Origin of the sequence: Bradyrhizobium liaoningense (assembly GCF_018130825.1) — a bacterium.
In the GTDB taxonomy this organism is placed as follows: domain Bacteria; phylum Pseudomonadota; class Alphaproteobacteria; order Rhizobiales; family Xanthobacteraceae; genus Bradyrhizobium; species Bradyrhizobium liaoningense_B.
On sequence record NZ_JAFCJS010000002.1, the window covers coordinates 113,725 to 140,060 of the forward strand.

Annotated in this window: 23 protein-coding genes; 16 read left to right on the top strand and 7 right to left on the bottom strand. The window is 62.0% G+C overall.

Annotated elements, in window-relative coordinates; genetic code table 11:
* Positions 1-22 precede the first annotated feature (22 nt).
* The 4 genes from JQ603_RS09145 (at position 23) to JQ603_RS09160 (ending at position 6,562) form a co-directional block, all read left to right on the top strand.
* Positions 23-2,029 carry a hypothetical protein gene (locus tag JQ603_RS09145; RefSeq protein WP_212338473.1) on the top strand — a complete coding sequence of 669 codons (2,007 nt, stop codon included), beginning with the start codon at positions 23-25 and terminating at the stop codon, positions 2,027-2,029.
* Positions 2,030-2,137: 108 nt separating this feature from the next.
* A complete protein-coding gene (locus JQ603_RS09150; RefSeq protein ID WP_212338485.1) occupies positions 2,138-4,816 on the top strand; it encodes a type I secretion system permease/ATPase in 2,679 nt (892 codons plus the stop codon).
* Positions 4,803-6,230 carry an HlyD family type I secretion periplasmic adaptor subunit gene (locus tag JQ603_RS09155; protein ID WP_212338486.1) on the top strand — a complete coding sequence of 476 codons (1,428 nt, stop codon included), beginning with the start codon at positions 4,803-4,805 and terminating at the stop codon, positions 6,228-6,230. The genes JQ603_RS09150 and JQ603_RS09155 overlap by 14 nt, the downstream gene beginning before the upstream one ends.
* Positions 6,231-6,313: 83 nt before the next feature.
* Positions 6,314-6,562, top strand: coding sequence for a hypothetical protein (locus JQ603_RS09160; RefSeq protein WP_212338487.1), 249 nt, complete (start codon positions 6,314-6,316; stop codon positions 6,560-6,562).
* A gap of 133 nt (positions 6,563-6,695) precedes the next feature.
* On the opposite strand, the gene JQ603_RS09165 is transcribed toward JQ603_RS09160, so the two are convergent.
* The 3 genes from JQ603_RS09165 to JQ603_RS09175 form a co-directional block, all read right to left on the bottom strand.
* Entirely contained in the window at positions 6,696-7,031 is a 336-nt protein-coding gene (locus JQ603_RS09165) for a hypothetical protein (RefSeq protein WP_212338489.1), read from the bottom strand.
* 111 nt (positions 7,032-7,142) lie between these two features.
* Positions 7,143-8,171, bottom strand: a complete 1,029-nt coding sequence (locus JQ603_RS09170) for a Wzz/FepE/Etk N-terminal domain-containing protein (RefSeq protein ID WP_212338491.1) — start codon at positions 8,169-8,171, stop codon at positions 7,143-7,145.
* Between the two features lie 985 nt (positions 8,172-9,156).
* Positions 9,157-9,894: a LuxR C-terminal-related transcriptional regulator gene (locus JQ603_RS09175; protein ID WP_245003524.1), complete on the bottom strand. Its 738-nt coding sequence runs from the start codon at positions 9,892-9,894 to the stop codon at positions 9,157-9,159.
* A gap of 768 nt (positions 9,895-10,662) precedes the next feature.
* Here JQ603_RS09175 and JQ603_RS09180 point away from each other — a divergent pair.
* Entirely contained in the window at positions 10,663-11,307 is a 645-nt protein-coding gene (locus JQ603_RS09180; RefSeq protein WP_212338495.1) for a response regulator transcription factor, read from the top strand.
* Positions 11,308-11,789: 482 nt separating this feature from the next.
* A complete protein-coding gene (locus tag JQ603_RS09185; RefSeq protein WP_212338496.1) occupies positions 11,790-12,044 on the top strand; it encodes a hypothetical protein in 255 nt (84 codons plus the stop codon).
* An 80-nt stretch (positions 12,045-12,124) separates the two neighbouring features.
* Here JQ603_RS09185 and JQ603_RS09190 read toward each other — a convergent pair whose 3' ends face one another.
* Genes JQ603_RS09190 through JQ603_RS09205 form a run of 4 tightly spaced genes read right to left on the bottom strand, consistent with a single transcriptional unit; the run spans position 12,125 to position 15,954 of the window.
* Entirely contained in the window at positions 12,125-13,510 is a 1,386-nt protein-coding gene (locus JQ603_RS09190; RefSeq protein ID WP_212338498.1) for a class I adenylate-forming enzyme family protein, read from the bottom strand.
* Complete coding sequence (locus tag JQ603_RS09195) at positions 13,497-13,742, bottom strand: acyl carrier protein (RefSeq protein ID WP_212338499.1); 246 nt, start codon at positions 13,740-13,742, stop codon at positions 13,497-13,499. The genes JQ603_RS09190 and JQ603_RS09195 overlap by 14 nt, the downstream gene beginning before the upstream one ends.
* 35 nt (positions 13,743-13,777) lie before the next feature.
* Positions 13,778-15,688, bottom strand: a complete 1,911-nt coding sequence (locus JQ603_RS09200; RefSeq protein ID WP_245003525.1) for a long-chain-acyl-CoA synthetase — start codon at positions 15,686-15,688, stop codon at positions 13,778-13,780.
* A complete protein-coding gene (locus tag JQ603_RS09205; protein WP_026311989.1) occupies positions 15,685-15,954 on the bottom strand; it encodes a phosphopantetheine-binding protein in 270 nt (89 codons plus the stop codon). Before JQ603_RS09205 ends, JQ603_RS09200 begins: the two co-directional genes overlap by 4 nt.
* A 242-nt stretch (positions 15,955-16,196) precedes the next feature.
* On the opposite strand from JQ603_RS09205, the gene JQ603_RS09210 reads away from it, so the two are divergent.
* The 10 genes from JQ603_RS09210 (at position 16,197) to JQ603_RS09255 (ending at position 26,286) form a co-directional block, all read left to right on the top strand.
* Positions 16,197-17,423, top strand: coding sequence for an acyl-CoA dehydrogenase family protein (locus tag JQ603_RS09210; protein ID WP_212338500.1), 1,227 nt, complete (start codon positions 16,197-16,199; stop codon positions 17,421-17,423).
* A gap of 24 nt (positions 17,424-17,447) precedes the next feature.
* A complete protein-coding gene (locus tag JQ603_RS09215) occupies positions 17,448-18,452 on the top strand; it encodes an amino acid--[acyl-carrier-protein] ligase (RefSeq protein ID WP_212338501.1) in 1,005 nt (334 codons plus the stop codon).
* 32 nt (positions 18,453-18,484) lie between these two features.
* The gene (locus JQ603_RS09220) at positions 18,485-19,786 is read left to right on the top strand and encodes an O-acetylhomoserine aminocarboxypropyltransferase/cysteine synthase family protein (RefSeq protein WP_212339957.1); all 1,302 of its coding nucleotides are present in this window, start codon (positions 18,485-18,487) and stop codon (positions 19,784-19,786) included.
* The gene (gene metA / locus JQ603_RS09225; protein ID WP_212338502.1) at positions 19,783-20,925 is read left to right on the top strand and encodes a homoserine O-succinyltransferase MetA; all 1,143 of its coding nucleotides are present in this window, start codon (positions 19,783-19,785) and stop codon (positions 20,923-20,925) included. The genes JQ603_RS09220 and metA overlap by 4 nt, the downstream gene beginning before the upstream one ends.
* A gap of 222 nt (positions 20,926-21,147) precedes the next feature.
* Complete coding sequence (locus JQ603_RS09230) at positions 21,148-21,393, top strand: hypothetical protein (RefSeq protein WP_212338503.1); 246 nt, start codon at positions 21,148-21,150, stop codon at positions 21,391-21,393.
* Between the two features lie 289 nt (positions 21,394-21,682).
* Positions 21,683-22,870: an ABC transporter substrate-binding protein gene (locus JQ603_RS09235; protein WP_212338504.1), complete on the top strand. Its 1,188-nt coding sequence runs from the start codon at positions 21,683-21,685 to the stop codon at positions 22,868-22,870.
* 12 nt (positions 22,871-22,882) lie between these two features.
* Entirely contained in the window at positions 22,883-23,755 is an 873-nt protein-coding gene (locus tag JQ603_RS09240) for a branched-chain amino acid ABC transporter permease (RefSeq protein WP_212338506.1), read from the top strand.
* Between the two features lie 44 nt (positions 23,756-23,799).
* On the top strand, positions 23,800-24,786 hold the full coding sequence (locus JQ603_RS09245; protein ID WP_212338508.1) for a branched-chain amino acid ABC transporter permease: 987 nt from the start codon (positions 23,800-23,802) through the stop codon (positions 24,784-24,786).
* On the top strand, positions 24,783-25,553 hold the full coding sequence (locus JQ603_RS09250; RefSeq protein WP_212338510.1) for an ABC transporter ATP-binding protein: 771 nt from the start codon (positions 24,783-24,785) through the stop codon (positions 25,551-25,553). The genes JQ603_RS09245 and JQ603_RS09250 overlap by 4 nt, the downstream gene beginning before the upstream one ends.
* A complete protein-coding gene (locus tag JQ603_RS09255; protein ID WP_212338512.1) occupies positions 25,546-26,286 on the top strand; it encodes a branched-chain amino acid ABC transporter ATP-binding protein in 741 nt (246 codons plus the stop codon). Before JQ603_RS09250 ends, JQ603_RS09255 begins: the two co-directional genes overlap by 8 nt.
* The last annotated feature ends 50 nt before the right edge of the window (positions 26,287-26,336 follow it).

Sequence of the window (26,336 nt, forward strand, 5' to 3'; positions counted from 1 at the left end):
TCACGCAGAACGAAAGGTACGCATGTCGTTCAACTTATCATCCACTCCGTTTTCGTCGACCTCCGCTTGGAACCAGCTCGTCCCGACCGGAGCAACGTATACGTCGCTGAACTGGCCCACCGCGACCGGATGGAACTACGACGTGGGCTGGGGCAACGTGCCAGTCTACGTCGCCTCGTCGTCGGACCCAGTCGTGCAGGTGTCTGTTCCCGCCAGCTGGGGATGGCCCGGCGGGACCGTCAGCCTCCATGTTCCGGCCGGGGGGACCGGCGGCATCGGCACGGACGGACCGGTCGTCATCGTCGACGGCGACATCGCCTACAATTTCTGGCGATTCAACCGCACGAGCACCACGACCGCGACCGCCGTGTCGTATGCCGAGGCGAACGTGGTCACGGGCACCGGTTGGGGCACCCCCGGGTTGGGCGCAGGCATCACTGCGGCCGGCTCGAGCGAGCTCGGCGGGCTCCTGGTCCAGGCGCAAACGGACACGGGCACGATCAATCATGCCCTGCAGCTCGCCGTCGAGGGCTCGCTCTTGAAGTCAGGCTACGTTTCCCCCGCCATTTCCACCGACGGCTCCAGTTCCAGCGGCATAATGCAGGAAGGGCAGCTTCTGGCCATTGCGCCCGGGACGCCGATGCCATCCGGCCTTTCGACGCTCGGCCAGGAGGTGTTCCGCGCCCTCCAGCAATACGGCGCCTACGTCATCGACGACGGAGGCACCCAGACCGCCATTCGCACCCAGGCGAACGCTTATGATTCGGCGACAATGAACGCCCTCCGTCTGGACATGAATTTGATGCTTCCGATGCTCAAGGCGGTGAGCGGGGGCACGCCGACAAGCCCGACCGCCCCCGTCAACGTTGCGCCGACGGTGACGCAGGCCTCCGCTTCACCGGGGACGGGAGTCGAGCATGTCGGCGATACCGTCACAATGACACTCGGCTTCAGCGAGGCCGTGACCGTCACCGGTACCCCGACGCTGTCGCTCAATGATGGCGCCAAGGCCACCTATGTCGGCGGCTCGGGGACGAACTCGCTCACGTTCAAGACGACCGTCGCGTCGACCGACACCACGACTTCGGCGCTCGCCATCACCGGGGTCAACCTTCCGAGTGGCGCGAGCATCAAGGATACGGGCGGCCTTGCGGCCAACCTCTCGGGTGCGGTGAAGACGTTCACCGGGCTCCAGATCGATCCGACGTCAACCACGTCGACCAGCCCAACGACCCCGCCGACCCCCTCCGTGACGAGGCCTGTCCTCACCGTTGCGGATGACTCGCTCTGGGTGGCGGGTCGAGGTGGTACGGTCGATCTCGGGACGAAGGTGACAACGACCGATTCCAACGACCGCGTGGCCTTGCACATCACGGGGTTGCCTAAATATGAATCGATCACTGACGCGCTCGACGGTCAAACGTTCCGCGGAAGAGACATCACGTTGACGGCCGCGCAGGTCAACAGCGGGCTGACTCTGACGTCCACCTACAGGGGCGGTGGCCATCCGGTTGCGGACCTTACGCTGACGGCAACCGCGACGGATCCGTCAACCGGTGCGGTTGCGACGGCTTCGCCGCAGATCATCACCGTGACGGACCCCCGACCTGCGAGGGACGCGACTACAACAACGTCGTCGCACGGCCACGCTGTGACGGATCAGCAGCCTGTTGCCACCGCGACAGCTGTGACCCCGACGGCCTCGCAGACGATCGAGCCCACGGATCATCAGCAGGCAGCGGCGGCAAGCACGGGATTCCTGGCAAACCGGGGCTTTGAGCTGCTCCAGCAGCATTTTGATCGGGCCGCCAGCAGCCTGGCAACGACCGCTGCCCATCCGGTCATGGCGGCAGATCATCCGACTGCCACCGGGAGCACGATGGCGTCGCTCGCAAGCCAGAGCTTTGCGCTGCTGAACCAGTACTTGGCCACTCACACCGGCCAGGTGGATCCCGGTCAGATCGTGGCGGCCGTGTCGCAGGCCGCCGGTTGGGGGCACGACTCGTTGCTGGCCAGACCGCAACACTGAGGCCAAGCCGCACCCAGGCTCAGCGCCTGGGTGCGGCACCCGCAATGTCTTGGAATGCATGAGAAGGAACATCGAACGCGGTCGGTAGCCGCGAAGGGTTGAGTTAAAATGGCGATCCAGAATGGAAATGCCCATGCCGCAGACCTCGGGCTTCGAGCCCTGGCTCTGTTCCTGCGCCTTCATGGCGTGAACGCCGAGCCCGACCAGCTCCGCGACCGTTGCGGGAGCAACGATATCGGCATCAGCGCAATGCTTCGCTGTGCCCATGAATTCGGGGTCAAAGTCCGTTCGAGCACGACGCGTTGGAAGCGACTGGCGAGCACTACGCTGCCCGGAATCGCCTCGCTGCGTGATGGCGGATTCCTGCTTCTCGGCAAGGTTGATGACGAGACGGCAATTGTGCTGCACCCGACTGCGTCGCGTCCGAACAAGATGACGCGTGCCGAGTTCGAAGAAGTCTGGGACGGCCGTTTGATCCTGGCCGGCTCACAGACTCGCGTGCACCGGTTGCTTCATTCACTCGCTGGCATAAGTCATCTGGGGCGGGATCTGGCGCGGCGCGCCCGCGATGCCGTGATGCACGCTGACAATCTCTTGACGCGCGCACGGGGCGTTTTCATGCGAGCGCCCGATCGATCCGATATGCCTGTCCAGGAGGCAGGTCTTGAGAGCGGCGACGAGTCAGGGCTCCTTGCGGTCGCGATATTGCTGCGTTGCCATGGCATTGCGGCCGATCCGGAGCAAATTCGGCATCGCATGGGCACTGCGCGGATCGGTCTGACCGAAATCCTCCGCTGTGCCAAGGAATTTGGGCTCAAGGCCCGGTCCCAGAGATCGAGCTGGAGCAGGCTTGCGGTCACGCCGCTGCCGGCCATTGCCGTGCTTCGCGACGGCGGCTTTCTGATCCTGGGCAAGGTCGTCGACGACAAGCTTCTTGTTCAGCGCCCATTGTCTCCCCGCCCCGAAGCCATCACTCAGGCCGAGCTCGAGGCCATCTGGAGCGGTGACATCATCCTGATGACCCGGCGCGCGGCTCTGACGGATCTGTCCAGGCGTTTTGATATCGGCTGGTTCGTTGGCGCGGTCCACAAGTATCGGCGCTTGCTCGCGGAAGTGCTGGCCGCGTCGTTCTTCCTCCAGGTCTTCGCCCTTGTCTCTCCGCTGTTCTTCCAGGTTGTCATCGACAAGGTGCTCGTGCATCGAAGCCTGAGCACGCTCGACGTCCTCGTTGCGGGCCTCGTCGCGCTGACCGTGTTCGAAACCGTTCTCGGCACGCTGCGCGTCTATCTGTTCGCGCATACGACGAACCGCATCGACGTCGAACTCGGCGCGCGGCTGTTTCGTCACCTGATGGCATTGCCGATCGCATATTTCCAGACGCGCCGCGTCGGCGATTCGGTCGCACGCGTTCGAGAGCTGGAGAACATCCGTCAGTTCCTGACGAGCTCGGCGCTCACGCTTGTCGTCGATCTGTTGTTCACGGCCGTCTTCCTTGCGGTAATGTTCTACTATTCGACAGCGCTGACGTTGATCGTTCTGGCATCGTTCCCGCTCTACATCGGTATTTCCGCCGGCGCCGCGCCGCTGTTCCGCCGGCGCCTCGACGAGAAGTTCAATCGTGGCTCGGAGAACCAAGCCTTCCTGGTCGAGAGCGTCACGGGCGTCGAGACCCTGAAAGCGATGGCGGTCGAGCCGCAAATGCAGCGCCGCTGGGAGGAGCAGCTCGCCGGCTATGTGGGTGCGAGCTTCCGCGTACTCAGCCTGAACAATACCGCGAGCCAGGCGGTCCAGATGATCAACAAACTGGTCACAGCCGCAACGCTCTACTTCGGCGCCAAGTTCGTGATCGGCGGAGACCTATCCGTTGGCGAGCTCGTCGCGTTCAATATGCTGGCGGGTAGGGTGAGCATGCCGGTGCTTCGGCTCGCGCAGATGTGGCAGGACTTCCATCAGGCTCGTCTGTCGATCGATCGTCTCGGCGACATCCTCAACACCATTCCCGAGCCAAGCTTCAGTCCGGCCCGCGCCGCCTTGCCACCGATCCGCGGCAAGGTCACGTTCGAGCACGCGACCTTCCGCTACCGAGCCGACGGCCCCGAAGTGCTGCACAACGTGTCCTTCGACGTCGAGCCGGGGCAGGTGATCGGCATCGTGGGCTCTTCGGGCTCGGGTAAGAGCACGATTACCAAGCTGATCCAGCGCCTCTATGTACCGGAGAGCGGTCGCGTGCTGGTCGACGGCGTCGACCTCGCGATGGTCGACCTGGCCTGGCTTCGACGCCAGATCGGCGTGGTGTTGCAGGAGAACGTGCTCTTCAACCGCTCGATCCGTGAGAACATCGCGCTCGCCGACCCGGCCATGCCCATGGAGCGCGTCATCGAGGCGGCGTCGCTCGCCGGCGCTCACGACTTCATCCTGGAACTGCCGGAGGGCTACGATACCATCGTCGGCGAACGTGGCAGTAGTCTCTCCGGCGGGCAACGCCAGCGCGTCGCGATCGCCCGCGCGCTCATCACCGACCCGCGCATCCTCATTCTCGATGAGGCGACCAGCGCACTCGACTATGAAAGCGAGCGCGCCATCCAGCAGAACATGAGACGGATCTCCGCTGGGCGGACCGTGTTCGTGATCGCGCACCGACTCTCGACCGTACGCAATGCCAACCGGATCATCACGCTCGAGCACGGCCGCATCGTCGAGGACGGCAGCCACGACGAACTGATCCGCTCTAACGGGCGTTACGCAAACCTCCACTATCTGCAGGCCGGTATCCATGACGTCCGCTAGTCGAAATATCGTTCCGTTTCCGAGACGCGAGCCTCGCCGCCGCGAACAAGAAATCGCGTTCCTGCCGGCCGCACTCGAGATCACCGAAACGCCGCCGTCGCCGGTCGGGCGCGCAATCGGGGTGAGCATCATCGCGGTGTTCTGCATTGCGCTGGCGTGGGCATCGTTCGGCAGCGTCGACATCGTCGCGACCGCGACGGGCAAGATCGTGCCGGGCGGACGCACCAAGCTGATCCAGCCATTCGAGACGGGCGTTGTCCGCGCCATCCACGTCCGCGACGGACAGACCGTCAAGGCCGGCGACGTCCTGATCGAGCTCGACCCGACGATGACGGAAGCCGATCAGGAGCGGCAGAGGAGCGATCTCCTCGCGGCAGAGCTCGACGTCGCGCGGCTACGCGCAGCGCTCACCGAGGATCCGCTGGCAACTTTCCGGCCACCGCAGAACGCAAGTGCCGCGGAGATCGAGATGCACCGTCAGTTTCTGATCAGCCAGCGTGCCGAGCAAAACGCCAAGCTCGCCGAGATCGCGCGCCAGCAGGTCCAAAAGGAAGCCGAGCGGGCAACCACGTCAGCGAGCGTGGCGAAGCTGCAGGCGACGATCCCCGTGCTCCAGGAGCGGGTCGATATTCGCAAGGGGCTCGTCGACAAGGCCCTGGCTTCGAAGGTGATCTATCTGTCCGAGTATCAGGAGCTGGTCGGCCTTCAGCAGGATCTCGTCCTCCAGCAGAGCCGGCTGAACGAAGCCGACGCAGCCATCGCCTTGCTGAAGGAAACGAAGGACAGGATCGCCGCGGAGTATCGGCGCGCGACCTTTGACGCACTTGCCAAAGCCGAGCAGAAGGCGGCGAGCGCTGCGCAGGAAGTGGTCAAGGCGGAGCGTCGCACGAAACTCCAGCAGTTGACAGCGCCGGTCGACGGCGTCGTGCAACAACTCGCGGTGCATACGGTGGGAGGCGTGGTAACGCCGGCGCAGGCGCTCGCCATCGTGGTTCCAAGTGAGAGCCAGCTCGAGATCGAGGCGATGCTATCCAACCGGGACATCGGCTTCGTCCATCCCGGACAGAAGGCGGAGATCAAGGTCGATACGTTCAACTTCACGCGCTATGGGCTCCTGCATGGGGACGTACTCAGCGTGTCGACGGATGCCATCACGCGCGACAGGCCACAGGGCGGATCGAACGACCGCGCGTTGGGCACGGCGCAAGGCAGCAGTGAACCGAAAGGCCAGGAGCTGGAGTATGCGGCGCGAATTTCGCTCGACCGCACGCAAATGCAGGTGGAGGATAAGCTCGTCAAGCTCGGCCCGGGCATGGCAGTGACGGTCGAGATCAAGACCGGTGCGCGCACCATCATCAGCTACCTTCTCTCGCCGCTGGCGAGGTACAAGCAGGAATCGCTGCGGGAGCGATAGACGAAGTGGAGCATCATCGAGTTGCATTGCGCGCAACTGGAAGCGGCCACTGCCCGTGGCTAGGTGTACGAGCCGGAGAAAGCATGATCGAGCTCGATCCGACCATGACAGGGGCATGTCAAGGCAGACCTCATCGCCGCTCGGCTCGACGTCGCGAATTTGCAGGCAGTGCTCTTCGACGGCGGCGATCCGCTCGCGAACTTCCCGGCGTCGCCCACGACGAGATCAAGGCCGAACGGCGAACGAAGCTCCTGGGTCTCGTGGCCCCCGTCGACGGCGTCGTCCAGCAGCTTGCGGTGTATGCGGTGGGGGACGTCGTCACGCCGGCCTAGGTGCTCGCGATTGTCCCACAGGATAGCCACCTTGAGATCGAAGCCACGCTGCGAACGACGTCGGTTTCGTCCACCCTGGGCAGGACGCCGAGATCAAGGTCCATACCTTCAACTTCACGCGCTAGGGGGTGCTTCATGGCAAGGTGTTGAGCGTCTCGCCCGACACCACTTCGACGCGACGGCCGCGATGTCGCCGAACCCAGGTCTCATGGCCAGAACGCGTCCGAAAAGGCGACAGCAGGGGGTGGACAATCTCGTCTACGCCGCCCGGATCTCGCTCGAGCTGCGGCAGCTGAAGGCTGAAGATCGCGTCGTCGATCTCGGCCCGGGCAAGGCGAATTGAGGCAAAGAATGTCGCCTCCTGTGCGAAGAGCCCAGCCTTGCCCTTAGACCCAATCCAAAAATGCGAAGAAGCGCCACCTTGGCCGAAGTCGAACGGCAGTTCATCCAGCGAGTGCGACGCGCTCATCCGGTGAGCTTCTGGATGTATTCCTCGCAGCCAAGCGGTAGGCGCGATCCGAAGCGCCGTCGTGTCCAGCACAAACTGACCGCTGGTGGCACGCCGATTGTTAGGTATCCTTCAACCCGCACCCGTAAGGCGCGCTGGCCTTGTCTTTGCCGATATTTCAGATTGATGATCTGATCGGAGCACGTCCGGAATAGGTCGCTCGATCCAGTCGTCTTGTGCGCTTAGACGAGGTTCCCGCCCGATGGCGAGAATTGCGGACAGTTCGCGCAGTATTCCGATAGCGATGCCAAGAAGCGCTCCCGCAACAATCGCTGCTCCAAGCACGACTCTGGCTTTTGGCGAACTGGCCCTCAACGGAGGCGACGCCCCAGTGATGAGACTCGCCTCAAACACCGGCAAGGATTGCTGTCGCGTGGCTTCCATCTTACGCAGCACGTGGCGAAAGTTATCGTAGGCGCTTTTGGATGATTCAGCGGCGACTGCCAGTTTATCGATAGTAGCAGCGGAATCCGCTGTATCTTTCCCGTTTCTACTGAAATCCTCCAATGCTTTTTGGGCAGCTAATGCTTGAGTGCTCAGTTCGTTCAATCGATCCTTGATCCACGAATCATCTCGTATGCCGGCATAGTCCATTTGACGGGTAATATATTTTTCTGCGACGGCGTTTAGGATCTGCGCCGCTCGATCGGGATCTCTGGAGTCGAAGGTGATCTCGACAAGATACGTAGCGCCGAGACGCTTGGCTGAAAGCTTGCGTTGGAACGATTCCACAATATACCGCGCCGCATTGGCTTTCGTTTCCGGTTTACTCCAGCCGAGCAGACGGGATATCGATCTGGTCATGCTTTGCAGGGGGCTGGCTTGGCTGGCCTCAAATTCCGGATCTTGAGCAAGGCCGAGCTTTTCGATCACAGCGTTAGCGATGCTCTCAGACGTTATGATCTTGATCTGGCTTTCCACGATCGTTGACACCGAGGTAGGGTCGACCGCTCTCGAGTCCACCACGAGTTCCGCCTTCGCCGTATACGTGGGTGCCGCGGCAATGAGGTAAATTGTGGCAATACCAAGCGCTGCCAAAGTTGCCAGCGATATGATCGAGAGATGACGTCGTATGAAGGCTAGCACTTCTACCAGGGACATGGTGGGTGCCGGCCGAAAGTCAGGCGGCATACTGTCCCGATTTACCCAATTATCCGTTCTATTGGTCTGCACCATTTTCGCACCAGCGCTGATAGTTGAGGCTTCGCGACGATGACCAAGCTGAATATGCCGATAGGGCGATCGTCGGTTGGCGGAAGATGCAGCAGATGAAGTCGCACGAGGCAATTAGCCGGCCCCTACCGACGCTTGGTGGGGCCGCCCTGCCGCCGTCGACTAAATGTGCCGGAAACTGTGTAGAGGCCGGCAATTTGGTGAAGAACGCATGACCCATGGCCTCTACTACCCAGTCGCTCATCTCCGGGTATCAGTACCTTGCCGCTCAGTGGATGGGAATTGGCGATAATTAGGTAACTACGATGGAGCGACGGCACTGCCGAAGGTTCGAGCTGCAAATCGGCCGCGCTGGCGGCGAAAGCAAGCCAGAAAGCTTCCCAGCGGAATCATATGAGCGAAAGCGGCGCGGTCTGAATTAGCTGCAAAAATTCCTGAACAGGAGCGCGAGCGCCCCGCAGGGCTGAAGCAAAATCTTGCGGAAGAAGGCGGCCGAATGACCGGGCGTCGGGCGCGGCGCAAAGCAGCGGTGAACTGAATGTCTTGAGCTGGAATATGCAGCGCGTATTTCACTCGACCGCACGCACATGCAGATGGAGGACAAGCTCGCCGAAGCCCGGTCCGGGCTCGGCGGCAATGGTCGAGATCAAGACCGCGTCAGTTATCTTCTCTCGCGGCTGGCGAGGTACAAGCAGGAATCGCTGCGGGAGCGATAAACAAACTGGGCTCCCGCAGCCTGCGCACTGCGCGCCGTCAACCAGAGGAGACTGTCTGCGCAATCTTGCGTGCTAATCACACAAGAGCAGCATCGAACATTCTACCCGCGGCCTGGGCGTCGAGGAAGTCGACGAAATTGTCGCAGCTTTGCTCCACGATGGGATCGTGCGCGCGACTCAGTCGTCTGTCCCTGCGTCTACTTGTAGAGCCTTGCCGCGGCGCGCGTCCCCCGGTCCACGCCCTTGCGGAGTAGGTCGTCGATAGGGGGCACCGCTACGTGACTAGACTGGGGGGACAATGGAGCCGGCTCGGTGATCGGCTCCATCTCGGAAACCACCTGGAGAGGTTTCGCGATCCCTCTGCCCAGATCGACGGTTGTGAGCGCCCGACCGTTTGCCGCGCGTACCAGCGATCCGTGGTTCATTCCCCAGATCGCCGCTTGCGTCCGGTTCTGGACCCGGATCTTGCGCAAGATCGCCTTGACGTGGACCTTCACGGTAGCTTCGGCGATGTCGATCTTTCGGGCAATGCATTTGTTGGAATCGCCCTCGATAAGGCAGGATAGAATTGCCTTTTCGCGTGGCGAAAGCTGCGGCGAGATCGCGTCGTCCGACGTGACGAGGATCGCGTGCCCGTTTTCGCTGAGTGTTGTCGTTTCGCGTTCGTGATTGCCGTCTAGAGCGAACGCCAGAAATGCCGGTGGGTAGACGGTCTCGCCCATCGTGACGAGCTCAACGGACTTGATGAAAGCGTCGCACGAAATGATGTTGACGAAGTAGCCGTTGGCGCCTGCACGAAATGCAGAAGCCAGTTCGACCGGCCGATAATTGTCGGACACGATTGCAATGGGTGCGTCGGGATAGCGATCTTTCAAATATCCAATCTGCGCTATCTCGATGCCGAAATCATCGCCGGTGTGGATGATGAGAAACATCAGTTTCTCATCTTGAAGGGAACTTGGTAGCTCCTCAGGGCTCGAAGCAGACAGGGCAATACGAAAATGTGCCGTATGCAATATTCTGGCAATACCTTCACGGATTAAAACGTTCTTTCCGAGAAGTGCCATGCCGTAAAGTTGACGCCTCCTCATTTTATCCTCCAACCACGCACTGACACAACAGGAACAAACTCAATGTAGTCTCGCGATCGGCGATTGGGCCTTTCTAGTAGGGTCATCGCCCCGCCTGAACACCTTTGGGCTAGTGAATTTTCGTTACTCCGAATGCCTACGTCCGTAGGCTATATCCCTCCATGTTGCTAAATCTTTAAATTATGTTAAACACGAATTTACGGTAGCCATATATATCCTTTGCTATAGGTGTCCATGCGCCGCAGTTCGACTCGCAATACTGTTTTTGGCGCAGTCTCTGCGTGAACTTGATGATCATGTTTATTCAAAGTGGAGGAGGGGCGGGCTTTTGGTCGCCGAATCTACCTCCACGCGAACGCCGGTATGCAGCCGAATTTCGCGGTGCTCTGGCCGTAGTGTAGTCTCAGGGTGTTGCGGACACCGGAATCGCAAGTCGCCGCGTGAGCGTCGGGGAGCGAGCAGAGCAGCGCGTCAATCCAATCCAATATTGCACTGCGACATAGGCATCGATCGTATTAGAGAAATTTCGAAAGGTCCGTCCTGCGCTGGGGGAAATAGCAGCACGTTCCAGGCGTTAATGTGTTTAGGGGGGCGCGGGCTGAGGAGCGCCCAATGCGACGTACTAACGTAGTCATTGCAGACCGGCATCCGGTCGTCCTGCAGGGACTGAGTAACGTGCTCAGTACCGCGGCGGACTTCAACATCATTGCGTCTTGTAGCGACACTGCAAGCTGCATCCAGGCGATTCGTAACTTGGCGCCCGACATCGCGATTGTTGATCCCGCGATGCCCGAACTCGCCGCGCTGATAGTTCTCTCCGTCAATTCAGAAAATCGTTCGACGCATTTGGTGTTTTTCGCCTCGAGTGAAGATTGCGGATTGCTTTTGGATGCCCCCTTTGCCTGCAGCATCGTCCTGAAGGATACGGAGCCAGAAGCGCTGGTGCAGTCGTTGCGGCACATCGCCAATGGCCGAGGTCTGCTGCCGATGATGTCATCCGGTTCGATCGCATCGCAGGAGCAGGGCGCGAATTCGGACAAGATTGTGACATATCTGACGGACCGCGAGCGTCAGATCATGCGTCTGGTATGCGAAGGATTGTCGAATAAGGAAATCGGGCGGCGGCTGGGCGTTTCCGTCGGCACCATCAAAGTGCACCTTCACAACATTTTTCAAAAACTTGAAATCAGCAATCGAACAGAGCTCGCGGCAATAGCTATCGCGCAAGATGATCGTGCGTCAGGTGGAGAGCACTAGGAGAATCGTCGCGGTCCGCCAATCCCGGTCGCGCCTCCCACTGCAATGAGCACGGATGGGCTGGTCCGACTCGAAAGAATCTCGCGATCGCGCCCGAAGGCAAAGTCTGCGTCGCGCGCACGACAGGCCCCGACATCGGCGGCCGCTGCGCCATCGCAAGCTGAATGGGGTAATCCGTCAGGACCGTCAGTTCATCCGGAATGGCAGTCAATGCAAGGAGAGAGAGGGGTATTGATTCATCATCTGCGGCTCTGGGTCGATCGAAGTGGTCCGCTGTCAGGTAAAGCGTCGTCGCGGGCTATAGCGAACGGCTCGAGATAGCATCGCAGAAATATGCCGATTGGAACTCGGCAACTGCGGAGCGGCGGCCCTGGCCTTTCCTTCCTGCCCCCCCAGTGGTCAGGGCCGTTCTCCGTCTCGGCCTTTCCGGCAGGGCGGATAATTCTGTGGTTGAGATGAAGGCCAGTATGGGGCGCAGCTAGATGTCCCTCGAGTTTCACCGTGCCGTCGACGATATGGAAATCTGGAGCGCGACTGGCGACGGCTTTTCGTTCGTTATCACGTATGAGAGCCCGGCTGGCGCCGGTTTTCATGGACGCGCAGGCTATGTGGCGTCATGGCGGCCGCTCTATGGGGGGAACGGCGCGATCAAGATCGGTGGTTCGGCGTTTGTATCTCTTGCGGAGGCCGAGAAGGCCTGCAACACGATGCTTGGGCATCTGACGGGGGCTGGCTGAGTTGAAGAGCGGGTGAAGCCGGCGCGAGCCTGCGCACAATGGCCAAGCCGATACCACGGCTGCCGCCGGTGACGAGGATGTTACGCATCGGTGCGCGCCAGTTTTCCCGCTGCCGTGACCTCGAGTCGCTCGACGAAACGGATCACCGCGGGTACCTTCCATGCTGCCAGGCCGTCCTTGCATTGGCTGAGTATCTCTGCGCGGATGGCCTCGTGGCGCTTCTCATCGGTGCCGCCCGCGAGGATGACGTCGGCAACCACGATGGCGCCCGTGATCGGGCTCTTGCGCGATCGCGCCCGCGACATTCGAACACAGGCGTGACGGTTGATCACAGCCTCCACCTCTTCCGGATGCACCTTCAACCCGCCGATGTTGATAATGCCGCCTCGCCGGCCGACGAAATGGTATCGTTCGCCGCGCAACTCGACGATATCGCCAGTATCGACGAAGCCCTCCGCGTCGGCGAGCGGCGGCGCATCGGCGCCGACATAGGCGCGCGCAGTACGCTTGGAGCGGATCCGCAACGAGCCCTCGACGACCTTCATCTCTACCCCGTCCCGATTTCGTCCGATCAGGTGGGCAGGAAACCCCTCGCGCCCGTCGTCGACGCTAAACCCAACTCCGGCTTCGGTTGAGGCATAGGCATGACCGATCGACGCGTGCGGATATGCCTGGGCCAGGCTGTCGAGCACGGCCTGGTCGGCGATTTCGCCGGACAAGCGGATATAGCGCGGCGAAAAATTGGCGGCCGCGCCGCTCATCAGGAGCTTGCGCCAGTGCGACGGCGTGCCGGAGATGTGGCTGACGCCGCCCGCGCGCAGCCGCTCCACATGGGCCGCGATGGTTTCCCCGGGCTCGGATAGCACCATCGATCCACCGCCGATCACGGCGCGCAGGAGGATTTGCAGGCCGCCATAGCGGCGGATATCGTAGAACGTTGCCCAGGTGGCGTCACTGTGACGCGCAGGCCCCTCGGCGATTATCGCGCCGGCGAGCCCGTCGAGTGTGTGTCGGACGATTTTCGGCAACCCCGACGTCCCCGATGTCAGCATCAACCATTCGGTTGCGTGGTCCACCGTCGGTCTCGTGTCCGTCCGATCGGGCAGGTCGATGCCGATAATAGTGCATTTTCCCGCACGCGATCCGGATAGCGGTCGATCGGTGACGATGGTGTCGATCCCGGCCTGTTCGACCAGAGCCTGCAGGCGCTCCCAATCGAGATCGGGCGGGCATAGAAGCATGCGGCGTGCGACGCCGTCGAGCTCGATCATTGCAAGCGCGGAGAACAGCTGTCTCGATGTCGCAAGCAGCACCGAGCGGCCGGACAACTCGTTGCATTCGCCGGCGAGGCAGCTGTGCTCGACCATGTCGGTCAGCGATACACTGTGCCGGGCGTCGGAAATGGTGCGGTCCTTCGCTCCCTGGCCGAGGTAGCGGCGCAGCGCGATGATGTCAGGCGGGAACATTCTCATAGGCTCTGACAAACTCACCGAGGGTAGACGGGAAGGCTGCGTCCTCGGCAATAGTGAAGGGATCAATACCGAGCTCGTCCTCCAGCCGCGCAACCAGGATAGCGAAGGCCAGCGAATCGAAGCCGGTTTCGTTCAGGGACAGGTCGTCCTGAAGAGGTGGAAGCGTGACTTGCTGTTCTTCGGAGATCTGCTTCATCGCGGAGAAAATCTTCGTTCTGACCGACATGGTACACACCTCACATTTCGGCTTCGGAGCCAATGTTAGAGCCTGATTTCGCCCTCGACGATGCGCGCGTAGACGGCCCGGTCGATCGAACGATAGCGACCGGTCACCGGATCGCGCACGAACAGCGGATCTCCCACGACCGAAGGATCGAACCCCTCGTAGATCAATCGCTGCTTCTTCTTCCTGAAAGTGTCGGTCGTATCCAGCGCGGGGCATAACCTGACGAAAGCCGGGATCGCGTAAGGCGGCAAGCGATGCGAGAGGTATTCGCTGAACATTCCGAGGTCGAAATTTTGGTCCACCATCAGGGCCGCCATGCCGACGCGGCCGTCGGCCCCGGACACCGCAACTCCATAGGTCGAAGCGTCGAGAACGCCGGGGCAGTCGGCTATTGCATCGTTCACTTCGCTGGTCGCGACGTTCTCGCCCTTCCAGCGAAAGGTATCGCCGACGCGGTCGATGAAGTGGAGGTAGCCCTGCGCGTCGCGCATCATCAGATCTCCACTGCGGAACCAGGCATCCCCCCTTTCGAATACGTCGCGCAAGACCTTCTTCTTGGTCTCGGCGGGATCCGTGTAGCCCTCGAAAGGGCGGCCGTCGGAATTGGCCTCGCCGATACGTCCGACGGCCTCGCCGGTCTCGCCGGGGGCGCACGCGATGCATAGCCCCGCCTCGTTACGGATCGGGCCGCCGCTGTCGGCGTCGACCTTGACGAGCGAGGTCGGAAAGCGATGCGCCAGAACCGGCGGTATCCGGCCGATCGCGCCCGGCTTTCCGTCCACGTTGAACAGCGAAAAATTGCCTTCGGTTGCAGCATAGAATTCGAGGATCTGCGGAATCGCGAACCGGTTGGCGAACATCTCCCAGATGTCGCGGCGCAACCCGTTCCCGACAGCCAGCCGCAGCCGGTGCCGCGTCTCTTGTTCAGATACTGGCGCCTTCAGCAAATACCGGCAGAGCTCGCCAATGTACTGGAAGACGGTACAGTCGAAACGCTCGATGTCGCGCCAGAAGCCGCCGGCGGAAAATTTCTCCGCAATCGCGACAGAACCGCCCGCGCAGAGCATGCTGCAGGGAGCCGCGACGCCACCCACGGAGTGATGGAGCGGCAGGCAATCGTAGAGACGATCGTCGGTGGACGCGTCCGTCAGTCCGGCAAACCACCCACCCCAGGCGAGAACGCGACGATGACTGACGTTCGCCGCCTTCGGCAAGCCGGTGGTGCCCGAGGTGTAAATGAGGAGCGCGCGCCCATCGATCGTGACGTCGCCGCGTTCGTCGGAGGACAGCGGTCGTGGTTCGAAGGCGGAGAGCGCCGCATCCAGATCGTTGCGTCGATCGCCTGTGCCAAGGCTCCAGCATTGCGGCACGCGGTGCAGGTGGGGACGCGCGCCCTCGAAGGCGTCCACGCAATCGGCAGCGAGGATGAGGTGATCGGCATCAGCGACGTCGATACAATGGGCGAGCGACCGGCCGACCAGCCTGGTGTTGATCAGCGCCACCGTTCCGCCGACGCTGCTGATACCGAGCCAGCAGGCGAGGTAGTCCGGGCGGTTCGGTGCCAGCAGGCAGACGGTGCGACCGGCATGAAGGCCAAGGTGCAGTGCCCAACGCGCATAGCGGTTGATCCGGTTGGTGAGCTCGCCGTAGGTGAAGGATTGGCCATCCGAGAGCAAGGCGGCACGCCCGGGCTGCCGTTGTGCCCAGTCCTCGATGATGTCGGCGAACAAGCGATGCGGCTGGGCTTCGAGCCGTGCGGTCAGTGCGATGGCTTGCAGCCAGGTCTTGGCGGCGGAGCGCCGCGGAGCGTCGCGTCTGGTCGCGCTCTCGATCACGGCTTTGTTTGCGAGTTGATCATGCGGCCGGGCTGGATCGGTATCCTCGCGCACCCGGGCGAAGCGGCTTGCCTGGTTCTCGAAGCGCAATCTTTGTTCAACTGGCTTCATCCCGACCCGGATCCGAGCTGGTTGAGGATCATCCGCTCCATCGCCTTCACCGATTGGAAGTTCTCGGGCGTGATCTCGAGTTGGGGAAGGATGAGATCGAACTCGGCTTCGACCTTGAGCATCAACTCGACCATGCCCATCGAGCTCAGCCCAATGTCCACGAGTCGCGACTCCGGGTGGACCTCGGCGATGATTGCGTTCTGCTGGAGGACGCTCCTGACGACCGATAGGACGCGGTTCTGAACGTTGACGGCAAAGTCGTGCATTTCAGCCGGTCTCCTGCCGTGGCCAGGCGTGATCACATGGAGGCGACGATACCCAACTGTACCTTCGGCCAACAGCTCTGCTTCCGAGGTACCTCGCCCGGGAGCGGAAGAGTCCTGACACCCACTTCTGCGCCAAGGACGCGGTGAGGGAAGTGGGCTACTTGTCGCTTTTGATCGGAATTCGTCTCGACCCGGCTTGCATCGTTCAATCATGACAACCACGAAGCGGGAGGCTCTGGCCCATGACTGTGCAGGAAGTTCAGTTCCGCAACAGCGCCACCGAAACTGGTCGAATTACCTTCTCTCCCGACTACCCCTCGTTCCAACAGCGAACGGCAAATGTCGTGGAGGTCGCCGCGGCGGAGGCAGAAGCGGTCGATCGCGAGGCGCGCTTCCCGCGGAAGGCGATCGACGCGGCGCGGAAGGAAAGACTTCTGGGAGTTCAGATTCCGATCGAGTTCGGCGGGGAAAGCGCAGCCATCTCCGAGGTCGCGGATATGTGCTACGCGCTCGGCCGCGCCTGCGCCTCGGTCGGAATGATCTTCGCGATGCATCAGACCAAGGTCGCGTGCCTGGTTCGCCACGGCGCGGACAGTTCGTGGCACGAAAATCTCATGCGACGCGTGGCTGCCGAGCAGCTGCTGCTGGCATCATCGACCACGGAAGGGCAGAACGGCGGAAACATTCGCTTCAGCTCGGCCGCGGTGGAACGCGCGGGCACCGAGATTTCGCTGCTGCGCGACGCGACGGTGATTTCCTACGGCGCGGAGGCGGACGGCATCATCACCGTCGCTCGTCGCTCCGAATCCGCTGCCGGATCTGATCAGGTGCTGCTGGCCATCACCCGTGATGACTATACCCTGGAGCGCACTCTGGGGTGGGAGACGCTCGGCATGCGCGGGACCTGCAGCGCAGGCTTCAAGCTGAATTTCAGGGGGACTTCAGACCAGATATTCCCCGTGGCATACGAAAAGATCCATGCGCAGACGATGACGCCCGTCGCTCATCTGTGCTGGTCCTCGGTCTGGGCGGGAATCGCGGCAGCCGCGGTGGATCGGGCACAGCTGTTCGTCCGCAAGGCCGCTCGCGGGTCGGGCGGCAATATGCCTCCTGCCGCGGCGCACTTCACCGCCGCCAGGATGACCCTGACGAAATTGCGGGCCGTCATCGCGGCGAATCTGCAGTTCTATGAAGCTCGTGGGCAGGACGTGCGCGCGCTGTCGTCCGTTGACTTCCAGTCCTCGATCAATCTCCTCAAGGTGGAGGCCTCCGAGCTTGCGGTTGCGACCGTCATGCACGCGATGCGCACCTGCGGCCTGTCCGGTTACCGCAACGACACCGACGTGAGTATCGGCCGCCACCTGCGGGACGTGCTTTCCGCTCCGATCATGATCAACAACGATCGCATCCTCGCCAATATTGGCCCCGCCACGCTCATGAGCACGGTTCCAGACTCTCTGTGCGATTGAGTTTCTTCTGAAAGGAAAGGCCTGATGAAGTTCGCCATTGTTGAAGCACCGGCGCTCTCCACTCAACCTGCAGCCGATCCGTTGGACCATCTCGCCGATGCGCTGTTCCACGAGATGGGGTCTCCCGGCGTCTATGGCCGTACCGCGCTCTACGAAGACGTCGTGGAGCGGATTGCCGCGGTGATCTCACGGAATCGCGACCCGAACACCGAGGTGATGCGTTTTCCACCCGTCATGAATCGCGCCCAGCTCGAGAGGTCGGGTTACCTGAAGAGCTTTCCCAATCTGCTCGGCTGCGTCTGTGGCTTGCACGGCATGGAAAGTGAGATTGACGCGGCGGTCAGCCGCTTCGATGCCGGCGGCGACTGGACCACGTCGCTATCGCCCGCCGATCTCGTTCTGTCGCCGGCCGCCTGCTATCCGGTCTATCCGATCGCGGCGAGCCGGGGGCCCGTGCCGGCCGGCGGCTGGACCTTCGACGTGGCCGCCGACTGTTTCCGCCGCGAACCGTCGCGCCATCTCGACCGGCTGCAGTCGTTCCGAATGCGGGAATTCGTCTGCATCGGTAGTGCGGATCACGTCTCGGCGTTCCGGGAACGTTGGATCATACGTGCGCAGAATCTTGCTCGGGATCTCGGGCTGACCTTCAGGGTCGACCATGCCAACGACCCGTTCTTCGGCCGGGTCGGCCAGATGATGGCGGTAAGCCAGAAGCAGCTTTCGCTGAAGTTCGAACTGCTGGTGCCGCTGCGCTCCGAGGAGCAACCGACCGCCTGCATGAGCTTCAACTACCACCGGGATCATTTCGGCACGACCTGGGGCATCGTCGATGCAGCCTCCAAGCCGGCCCACACGGCCTGCGTGGCGTTCGGAATGGATCGTCTGGCCGTCGCCATGTTCCATACCCACGGCAAAGACGTCGACTGGTGGCCGACCGCAGTGCGCGAGCTGCTGGGCTTCGCGCCGACCGACGGCCGAGCACCTTCAGCAAGCGAGGAGGTCCGATGCGCCAGGGAAGTCGGGAGCTAGCCCGGGGCAGGAGAGCCGAAGAGCCAGCGACCATGAGAAGAGAGACTGTCGCCGTTCATGGCGGCTTCGAAGATGATCCGGCAACGAAGGCTGTTGCCGTGCCAATCTACCAGACGGCCTCCTATGCATTCGACAGCGCCGACCATGGAGCGGCGCTCTTCAACCTCGAAGTCGACGGCTTCCGTTATACCCGGATCGGCAATCCAACAAACGCCGTGCTGGAGAAGCGCGTTGCCGCCCTTGAAGGAGGCATCGAGGCACTCAGCGTCGCCTGTGGGCAGGCTGCGGTGAACTATGCGGTGGTCAACATCGCGGAAATGGGCTCCAATATCGTCTCGATTCCGCAGCTCTACGGCACCACCCATACGCTGTTCGCGCACATCCTGCCGCGGCAGGGCATTGATGTCCGCTTTTCGGAAGACGACCGGCCGGAAAGTGTCGAAAGGCTGATCGACGACGACACACGCGCGGTTTTCTGTGAGAGCGTGGGAAATCCGGCCGGAAACGTCTGCGACATCCAGGCAATGGCGGAGGTCGCGCACCGGCACGGTGTCCCACTGATCGTCGACAACACCGTGCCGACACCGATGCTGCTCAGGCCGATCGAATACGGCGCTGACATCGTTGTGGAGTCGCTGACGAAATTCATGGGCGGGCATGGCACGACGCTCGGTGGAATTATCATCGACGGCGGCAGATTCCCCTGGACCGAGCATCGCCGGCGCTTTCCGATGATGAACGAGCCGGAGAAATCGTACCACGGGCTGGTCTTCACCGACCGCTACGGCGCCGCTGCTTACATTGCGCGTTGCCGCGCCGTTTCGCAAAGGACCACCGGCGCCGTGCTGGCGCCGATGAACGCCTTCCTGCTGCTTCAGGGCATCGAGACCGTCGCGCTCCGGATCGAGCGGCATGTCGAGAATGGCGCCAAGGTCGCGCGATTCTTGCGCGATGACGGCCGTGTCGGGTGGGTGAATTATGCGGGCTTTCCCGACAGCCCCTATTTTGCGCTGACGCAGAAGTATCTGGACGGTCGAGCGTGTTCGCTGTTGACCTTTGGCGTCGCCGGAGGCTTCGAGGCGGGCAAGCGGTTCTACGACAGGCTCAAGCTCTGCAAGCGGCTGGTCAACATTGGCGATGCGAAAACGCTCGCCTGCCACCCCGCGTCGACGACGCACCGGCAGATGTCCGTCGAGGAACAGGAGAAAGCCGGCGTGCGGCCCGAGATGATCAGGCTGAGCGTCGGAATCGAGCACATCGACGACATCCTCGCGGATCTCGATCAGGCGCTCTGCGCAGCGAGCGTTTCGTCAAACGTGAAGGCATTCGGATGACTGTCTTAATCGATATCGATTCACACGATCACCACCTCTTCTCCAGAGCGCCGCGCGGCGCCTGTGCGACGGCGTCGCAAGGAAACCGGGGAGAGTGTCTGGACATCGGGCTCATCAACAACATGTCGGATGCCGCCCTGATGTCGACCGAGCGGCAGCTGTTCGATCTGCTCGATGCGGCTGCCGGACGACTGTGCGTCAGGCTGCACTTTTATGCGATGGCGGCGACGCCCCGTTCGGAATGGGGACGCGATTACGTGGGTCGATACTACCGTGGCATCGATGATCTGCTGAACAGGAGCCTGGATGGCGTGATCATCACGGGCGCCGAACCCAGGGCCGCCAGCCTCACGGAAGAGCCATATTGGAGCACCTTCACCGAGATCGCCGACTGGGCGACCGAGAATACCGTGTCGTCGGTATTTTCCTGCCTGGCTGTCCATGGGGCCGTCCTGCACCGGGACGGCGTTGTGCGCCACAAGCTGCCTGGCAAATGCTTCGGTGTCTTCGCTCAAACGAAGACGAGACATCATCCCTTGATGCAGGATGTTCCGAGGACCTTCGGGATACCGCACGCCCGTTGGAACGAGGTGCAGGAGGAGGATCTCTCGGACTGCGGATATTCAGTTCTCACTTGGTCGGCGGAGGCCGGGGTCGACTGCTTCGTCAAGCAGCAGAAGAACAGCCTATTCGTCCATTTCCAGGGCCACCCGGAATACGAAACCCAGAGCCTGCTGGGTGAATATCGGAGGGATATGGGGCGTTTCCTCCGGGGAGAGAACGAAGTCTGTCCGACGATACCGAGAGGCTACCTGAACGAGGGCGCGGAAAAGATGCTGATCGCTTTCCGACAGAAGGCCCTTTCGGACAGAAACCCGGAGCTTTTCGCTGATTTTCCAGCCGATCAGCTGGCGAAGGACCTGAGCAACGTCTGGCGTCTTCCGGCCCAGCGCATATACCGCAACTGGTTGCGCTACATCGTCACGCAGCGACGCGCACACTCGATGCGAGAAGCAGCTCTCGCTGCAGCCGGAATTCCGGCCCGTCGCCACGGACGCAAGTTGGTTGTCGCTCGATCCGCTCGCCTGGCGCGCTCGCCAAACCAGGGGACCATGAGGCGGCTCGGATACAACGAGTGAGAGTCTAGATAATGATCCGCTGCCGTGAGATAGGAACAAGCGCGAGACGCCCGACCGCTTCCCGCGCTTTGGCTATATGCTCGAGCACGACCAGGCACCTGTCGGCGCTCTGCTGTTGATCCACACCGCAAGGAACGAGGGCGGTGGTGCCTCCATCCGCTGCAATCTCTCCAGCTGTGTCGCGCTGGCGATGGCCGCGCCTTTCCGTTCGTGCTGCAGCCGATGCGGATCCGTCGCATCAGGCTGCCGGTGATGCAATTGATCTATTGCGCCGATCTGGCCGACTACGTCGTTTGCGCCGGCGCTATGGGGCGCTTCCTGGTTCGACGCGGCTGGATGTCGATTGCTCTCGATGCCAATGGCCCCGTGACCGGCCTCCTCGGCATCTACAGGGAGCCGATCGGCCGGAAGTACTTCAAGGGTCCGCATTGCCCTGGCTTGCCGATCTGTCCGACTCGGAGCTGGTGATCTACGGGCCGTGACTTCGTCGTTCCATGACAGTTCCAAACGGGGCGCCAGCAAGTTCAATGCGGGTGTCGATCAGATGCTCCGCGCGCCGGTGGCGGGCAAACGCCTCCATCGCCCCTCAGGGCGCCATAAGAATTCGCTATGGCGGCAGAGGACAGTCGTGCTTCCCCTGTCATCAAACGTAAATCTATTTTTTACCGTCGGCCGCAGCAAAAAATTCCAAGGGCAAGACCACCGAAGTGGCACAGTTCGCGGGCGCATCATTTTGTGGCAGCAATGGAGCGGGCTAATGACGATCGAGTTGAGCCGACGGGGATTTTGCATCGGAACCGCTCTGGTTGGGCTCCAGACGATGTCCTCCGCCGCCTTCGCGGCCCGAAGTGAAGACGGGACAGTGAGGCTTGGTCTCGTTGCGCCCATGAGCGGCCCGAACGCCCGGTATGGGGCGTTTTCGATGCGCGGCGCCCAGATGGCCGCGAAGGAAATCAACGACGCCGGCGGCGTCGGCGGACGCAAGATCAACGTCATGCCCGGGGACAGTCAGGGTACGCCGGTCGAGGGCGTTTCTGCGACCCGCCGTCTGATCGACCAGGACCGGGTCGACTTCATCATCGGCGATGTCTCGAGCTCGGTCACGCTGGCCATGCAGCCGGTCGCCGAGGACGCCGGCATGCTTCTACTCAATGCGGCCTCGTCGAATCCGATGATCACCTACAAGGCGGGCGTCGGCGGCTTCAAATGGTCCTTCCGCAACTATCCGACCGACGAGAACCGCGCACTGCTCGTGCTGCAGTACGCGGCCGAAAAGAAGGGCTTCACCAAATACGCCGTGCTCTCGGTCGACAGCGATTACGGCCGCGCCGCCATCCAGTTCACCAAGAAATACCTGCCGCGCTTCAAGAGCGCGATCCTGACGGAAGACTACTACAAGGAGGGCGAGGTGGATTTCCGCAGCGTGCTCTCCAAGATCCGCGACTCCGGCGCCCAGGCCATCATCATGTACGGCAATGCCGATTCCTCGCCCATCGTCGGGCGCCAGATGATGGAAGTCGGAATCGCAGGCAAGATCCCGCTGATCGGCAACGCCGAGTTCAATACGGCGAGCACCATCAAGGCGGCGCCGAAGGCGATGGAGGGCGCGATCGAGGCTGCAGCGTGGCTTCCGGCGTACGACTCTCCGAAGAGCAAGGCTTTCGTCGAAAAATTCACTGCCGAATATCGCGAAGCTCCCAACAATCACGCTTACGTGCATTGGGAGACGGTGCATCTCCTCGCCAAGGCGATCGAGCAGGCCAAGAGCGTCGATCGAGAGAAAGTCCGCGCCGCGCTCTCTGGCATCAAATATGATAGCGCGGTCGGCGAGGTCACCTTCGACGATCACAACCAGGCACGCCTGCCGATGATCCTCCTCGAGATCGAGGGCGGCAAGCCCGTGATCAAGGGCGCCTACAAGGCCGAGATCGACTACCCCAAGTAAGAACGGTGGCCCATGTTCTACACGATCATCGAGCAGGTCGTTAACGGCATCGTTTCCGGATCGGTCTACGCGATCGTTGCCGTCGGCATGACGATGATCTTCGGCGTCCTGCGTGCGATCAACTTCGCTCATGGCGAATACTACATGCTCGGGACGTTCGGGGCCTGGTTTGCGATCGACTATTTCGATCTGCCCTATCCGGTCGCGGTCGTGATCGGCGTGGTTGCGACGGCGGCCATTGCCGTCGTCGTCGGCAACTTTGTGATGCAGAGGATCGTGGGAGCGCCGGCGGAGGCTGGCGTTCTCGCCACGCTCGGCGTCGCCCTGATCCTGCAGAACGCGGTGATCCTGGTCTTCGGCGGCAGCTACAAGTTCTTCTCCGGCGGCTATATCGAGCCGGTGAGCGTTTTGGGCTTCACCCTGGCCGAACAGCGCATCCTGATCATCATCGTCGGCCTCATCGTGTTCGTCGGGCTCGAGCTGATGGTGACCTACAGCCGGATGGGCAAGGCCATGCGCGCGGTCTCCCAGAACATCGAGTGCTGCGCAGTGGTCGGTATCGACGTTCGCCACATCGCGCTGTGGACGTTCATCGTCGGTGCCTGTCTTGCCGCGCTCTCGGGCGTGCTGACCGCGCCGGTGAACGTGAGCGTCTATGGCGGCATGGGCGAGCTGATCACCTTCAAGACGCTGCCGATCATCATCATGGGCGGGCTTGGCAACGTGCGCGGCACGTTCGTCGCTGCCATGATCCTCGGTATCGCCGAGAGCCTGGTCGCGACTTACGTCGGCCTGCAATTCCGCGACACGGTCGGCTTCGCAACCCTGATGCTGGTGCTGATGTGGCGTCCGCACGGGCTCTTTTCCGCGCAGGCGCGCTTCTAGAGATGCGGTGGTGACAGGTGAGCGAGATCGCCCGAGAGCCGAACATGACGTCCGCTGAACTCACGGCCGCAACGACGGGGCGGGACCTTCGCGTTCCCTTCGGCGTCGCGCTCGTGGTGCTGGCATGTGTCGCGCCGCTGTTCCTCGGCAATTATCCCCTGCACGCAATGATCATCGCGCTGATCTTCCTCCTGCCGGCGCACGGGCTCAACCTGCTGCTCGGTTACACCGGCCTGCTGTCGCTGGCGCAGGCGGCGTTCTTCGGCATCGGCGCCTACACGTCCGCGCTGCTCGCGGTGCATTTCGGCACACCTTTCTATGTGAACTTCCTGGCAGCGGGACTGATGGCCGGCGCGATCGCGCTGCCGCTCGGCATTCCGGCGCTGAGGCTGCGTGCGACGTCGTTCGTGATGTGTACGCTGGGCTTCGTCATCATCGGCCAAGCCATCGCCAAGAACTGGATCAGCCTGACGCGCGGCGACATGGGCTTGGCGGCGATTCCAAAACCTTATTTTGCGCTGGGGCCGGCTTCGTTCACCGTCTCCGGCACGGTCGGCTTCTACTATCTGGTCCTCGCCATCGCCGCGATCGCCACGCTGGTCGCCTTCCTCATCGTCCGTTCGCCGGCCGGACGAAACATGATCGCCATCCGCGAGAACGAGACGCTGGCGGAATCCGTCGGTATCCCCACCTGGCACTACAAGCTGGTGGTGTTCATGATCAGCGCCACGTTCGCCGGTCTCGGCGGCAGCCTCTATGCGCACTACCTCACCGTCGTCAGCCCGCTCACGTTCCAGATGTACTACTCGACCACGATGCTGATCATCGTGCTCGGCGGCGGCGCCGGGACCATTTCGGGCGTCATCTTCGGCAGCCTGTTGTTCGTCGGTCTCACCGAAGCGCTGCGCGTCACGCCGGAGCTGCGCATGATCGCCTATGGCTTCTTCCTGCTTGGGCTCGTGTTCTGGTTTCCGAGCGGATTCGCGCCGCTGATCGGCCGCTTCTGGTCTTTCCTTGAGAGGCGCAAATGACCGGCCTTCCGATCCTCGACATCTCCGGTCTCTGCAAGTCCTACGGTGCCGTCCGCGCCGTCGATGGCGTCGATCTGCACGTGGGCCGCGGCGAGATCTGCGGGCTCATCGGCCCCAATGGCTCGGGCAAGTCGACCTTCTTCGATTGCGTGACGGGGCTCGCGAAACCCAGCGCCGGTGCCGTGAAGCTCGACGGCCAGGACATCACGGGCTGGTCGCTGAACGACATCGCCCGTGAGGGCCGCATGCTCAGGTCGTTCCAGAAGACCGTGGTGTTCTCAGCGCTCGATATCGAGGAGAACCTCGTCATCGCCGGCCAGATGTTCACCTTTCCCGGTATCTCGTCGACGTTCGGGATTGGATCGGCGGCCCGCAACCGCGTCGCGGCGCTGCGGGAACGGGCGCGCGAGCTGATCAAGATCGCCGGCCTCTGGGACGTGCGCTTCCAGCCGGCGGGCAAGCTGTCCGGCGGCCAGCAGAAGCTGATCCAGTTCGCCTCGATGCTGATGCCGGAGCCGAAGCTCATCCTGCTCGACGAGCCGATGGCCGGCATCAACCCCAAGCTGATCGAACGCGTGGTCGAGAGCATCCGCCTCGCCAACACCTCCTTCGGTGTCAGCTTCCTCATCATCGAGCACAACATCGATGTGGTGACGAGCCTCTGCAAGCGCGTGGTCGTGCTCGACCAGGGCCGCAAGCTTGCGGAGGGAAGTCCGGAGGATATCGTCCAGAACCAGGCGGTGCGGGAGGCCTATCTCGGTGGCTGAACCATCTCTCTCGATCAAGGGATTGCGCGCGGGCTACGGCTCGCTCGATATTCTCAACGGCGTCGATCTCGACGTTCCGCAGGGGCAGTTCGTCGCGCTGATGGGACCGAACGGCGCCGGCAAGTCGACGCTGCTGAAGACGCTCTATGGCATGACGACCATCAAGGGTGGCAATATCAACTGGCAAGGCAAGGACATCACGGCCTTGAAGTCGCGCGCGATCTTGGCCGAAGGCATTTCATGGGTGCCGCAGGGACGCTGCAATTTCCCGGTGATGACGGTCGACGAAAATCTGCAGATGGCCGCCTATACGCTGCGCGACAGCCAGGTGAAGGCGGAGCGGGACTATGTCTACGACCTGTTCCCGATCCTGAAGACACGGCGCAATACGCTTGCCGGAAACATGTCCGGCGGCGAGCAGCAATTGCTGGAAGTGGCGATGGCCGTGCTGCAACGGCCGAAGATCCTGCTGGTCGACGAGCCGTCCGTGGGACTTTCGCCGAGCGCAATCGGCATCGTCTTCGACGAGCTGCTTCGTATCAACGCGACCGGTCAGACCATTCTGCTGGTCGAGCAGAACACCAAGAAGGCCATGGAGGTCGCTCAGCGCGCGGTCATCCTGCGTCTCGGCAAGGTGATCTGGGATGGCCGGCCGGCAGATATTACCCACGACGAGCTGGGCGAACTGTTCCTCACGGGCCGCATGCGCGGCGAGACCGAGGTCGAGCACTAGCTATCACGGCGTTCGCCGCGGACGCGCGCCCCATATTCGCAAACTGAAGG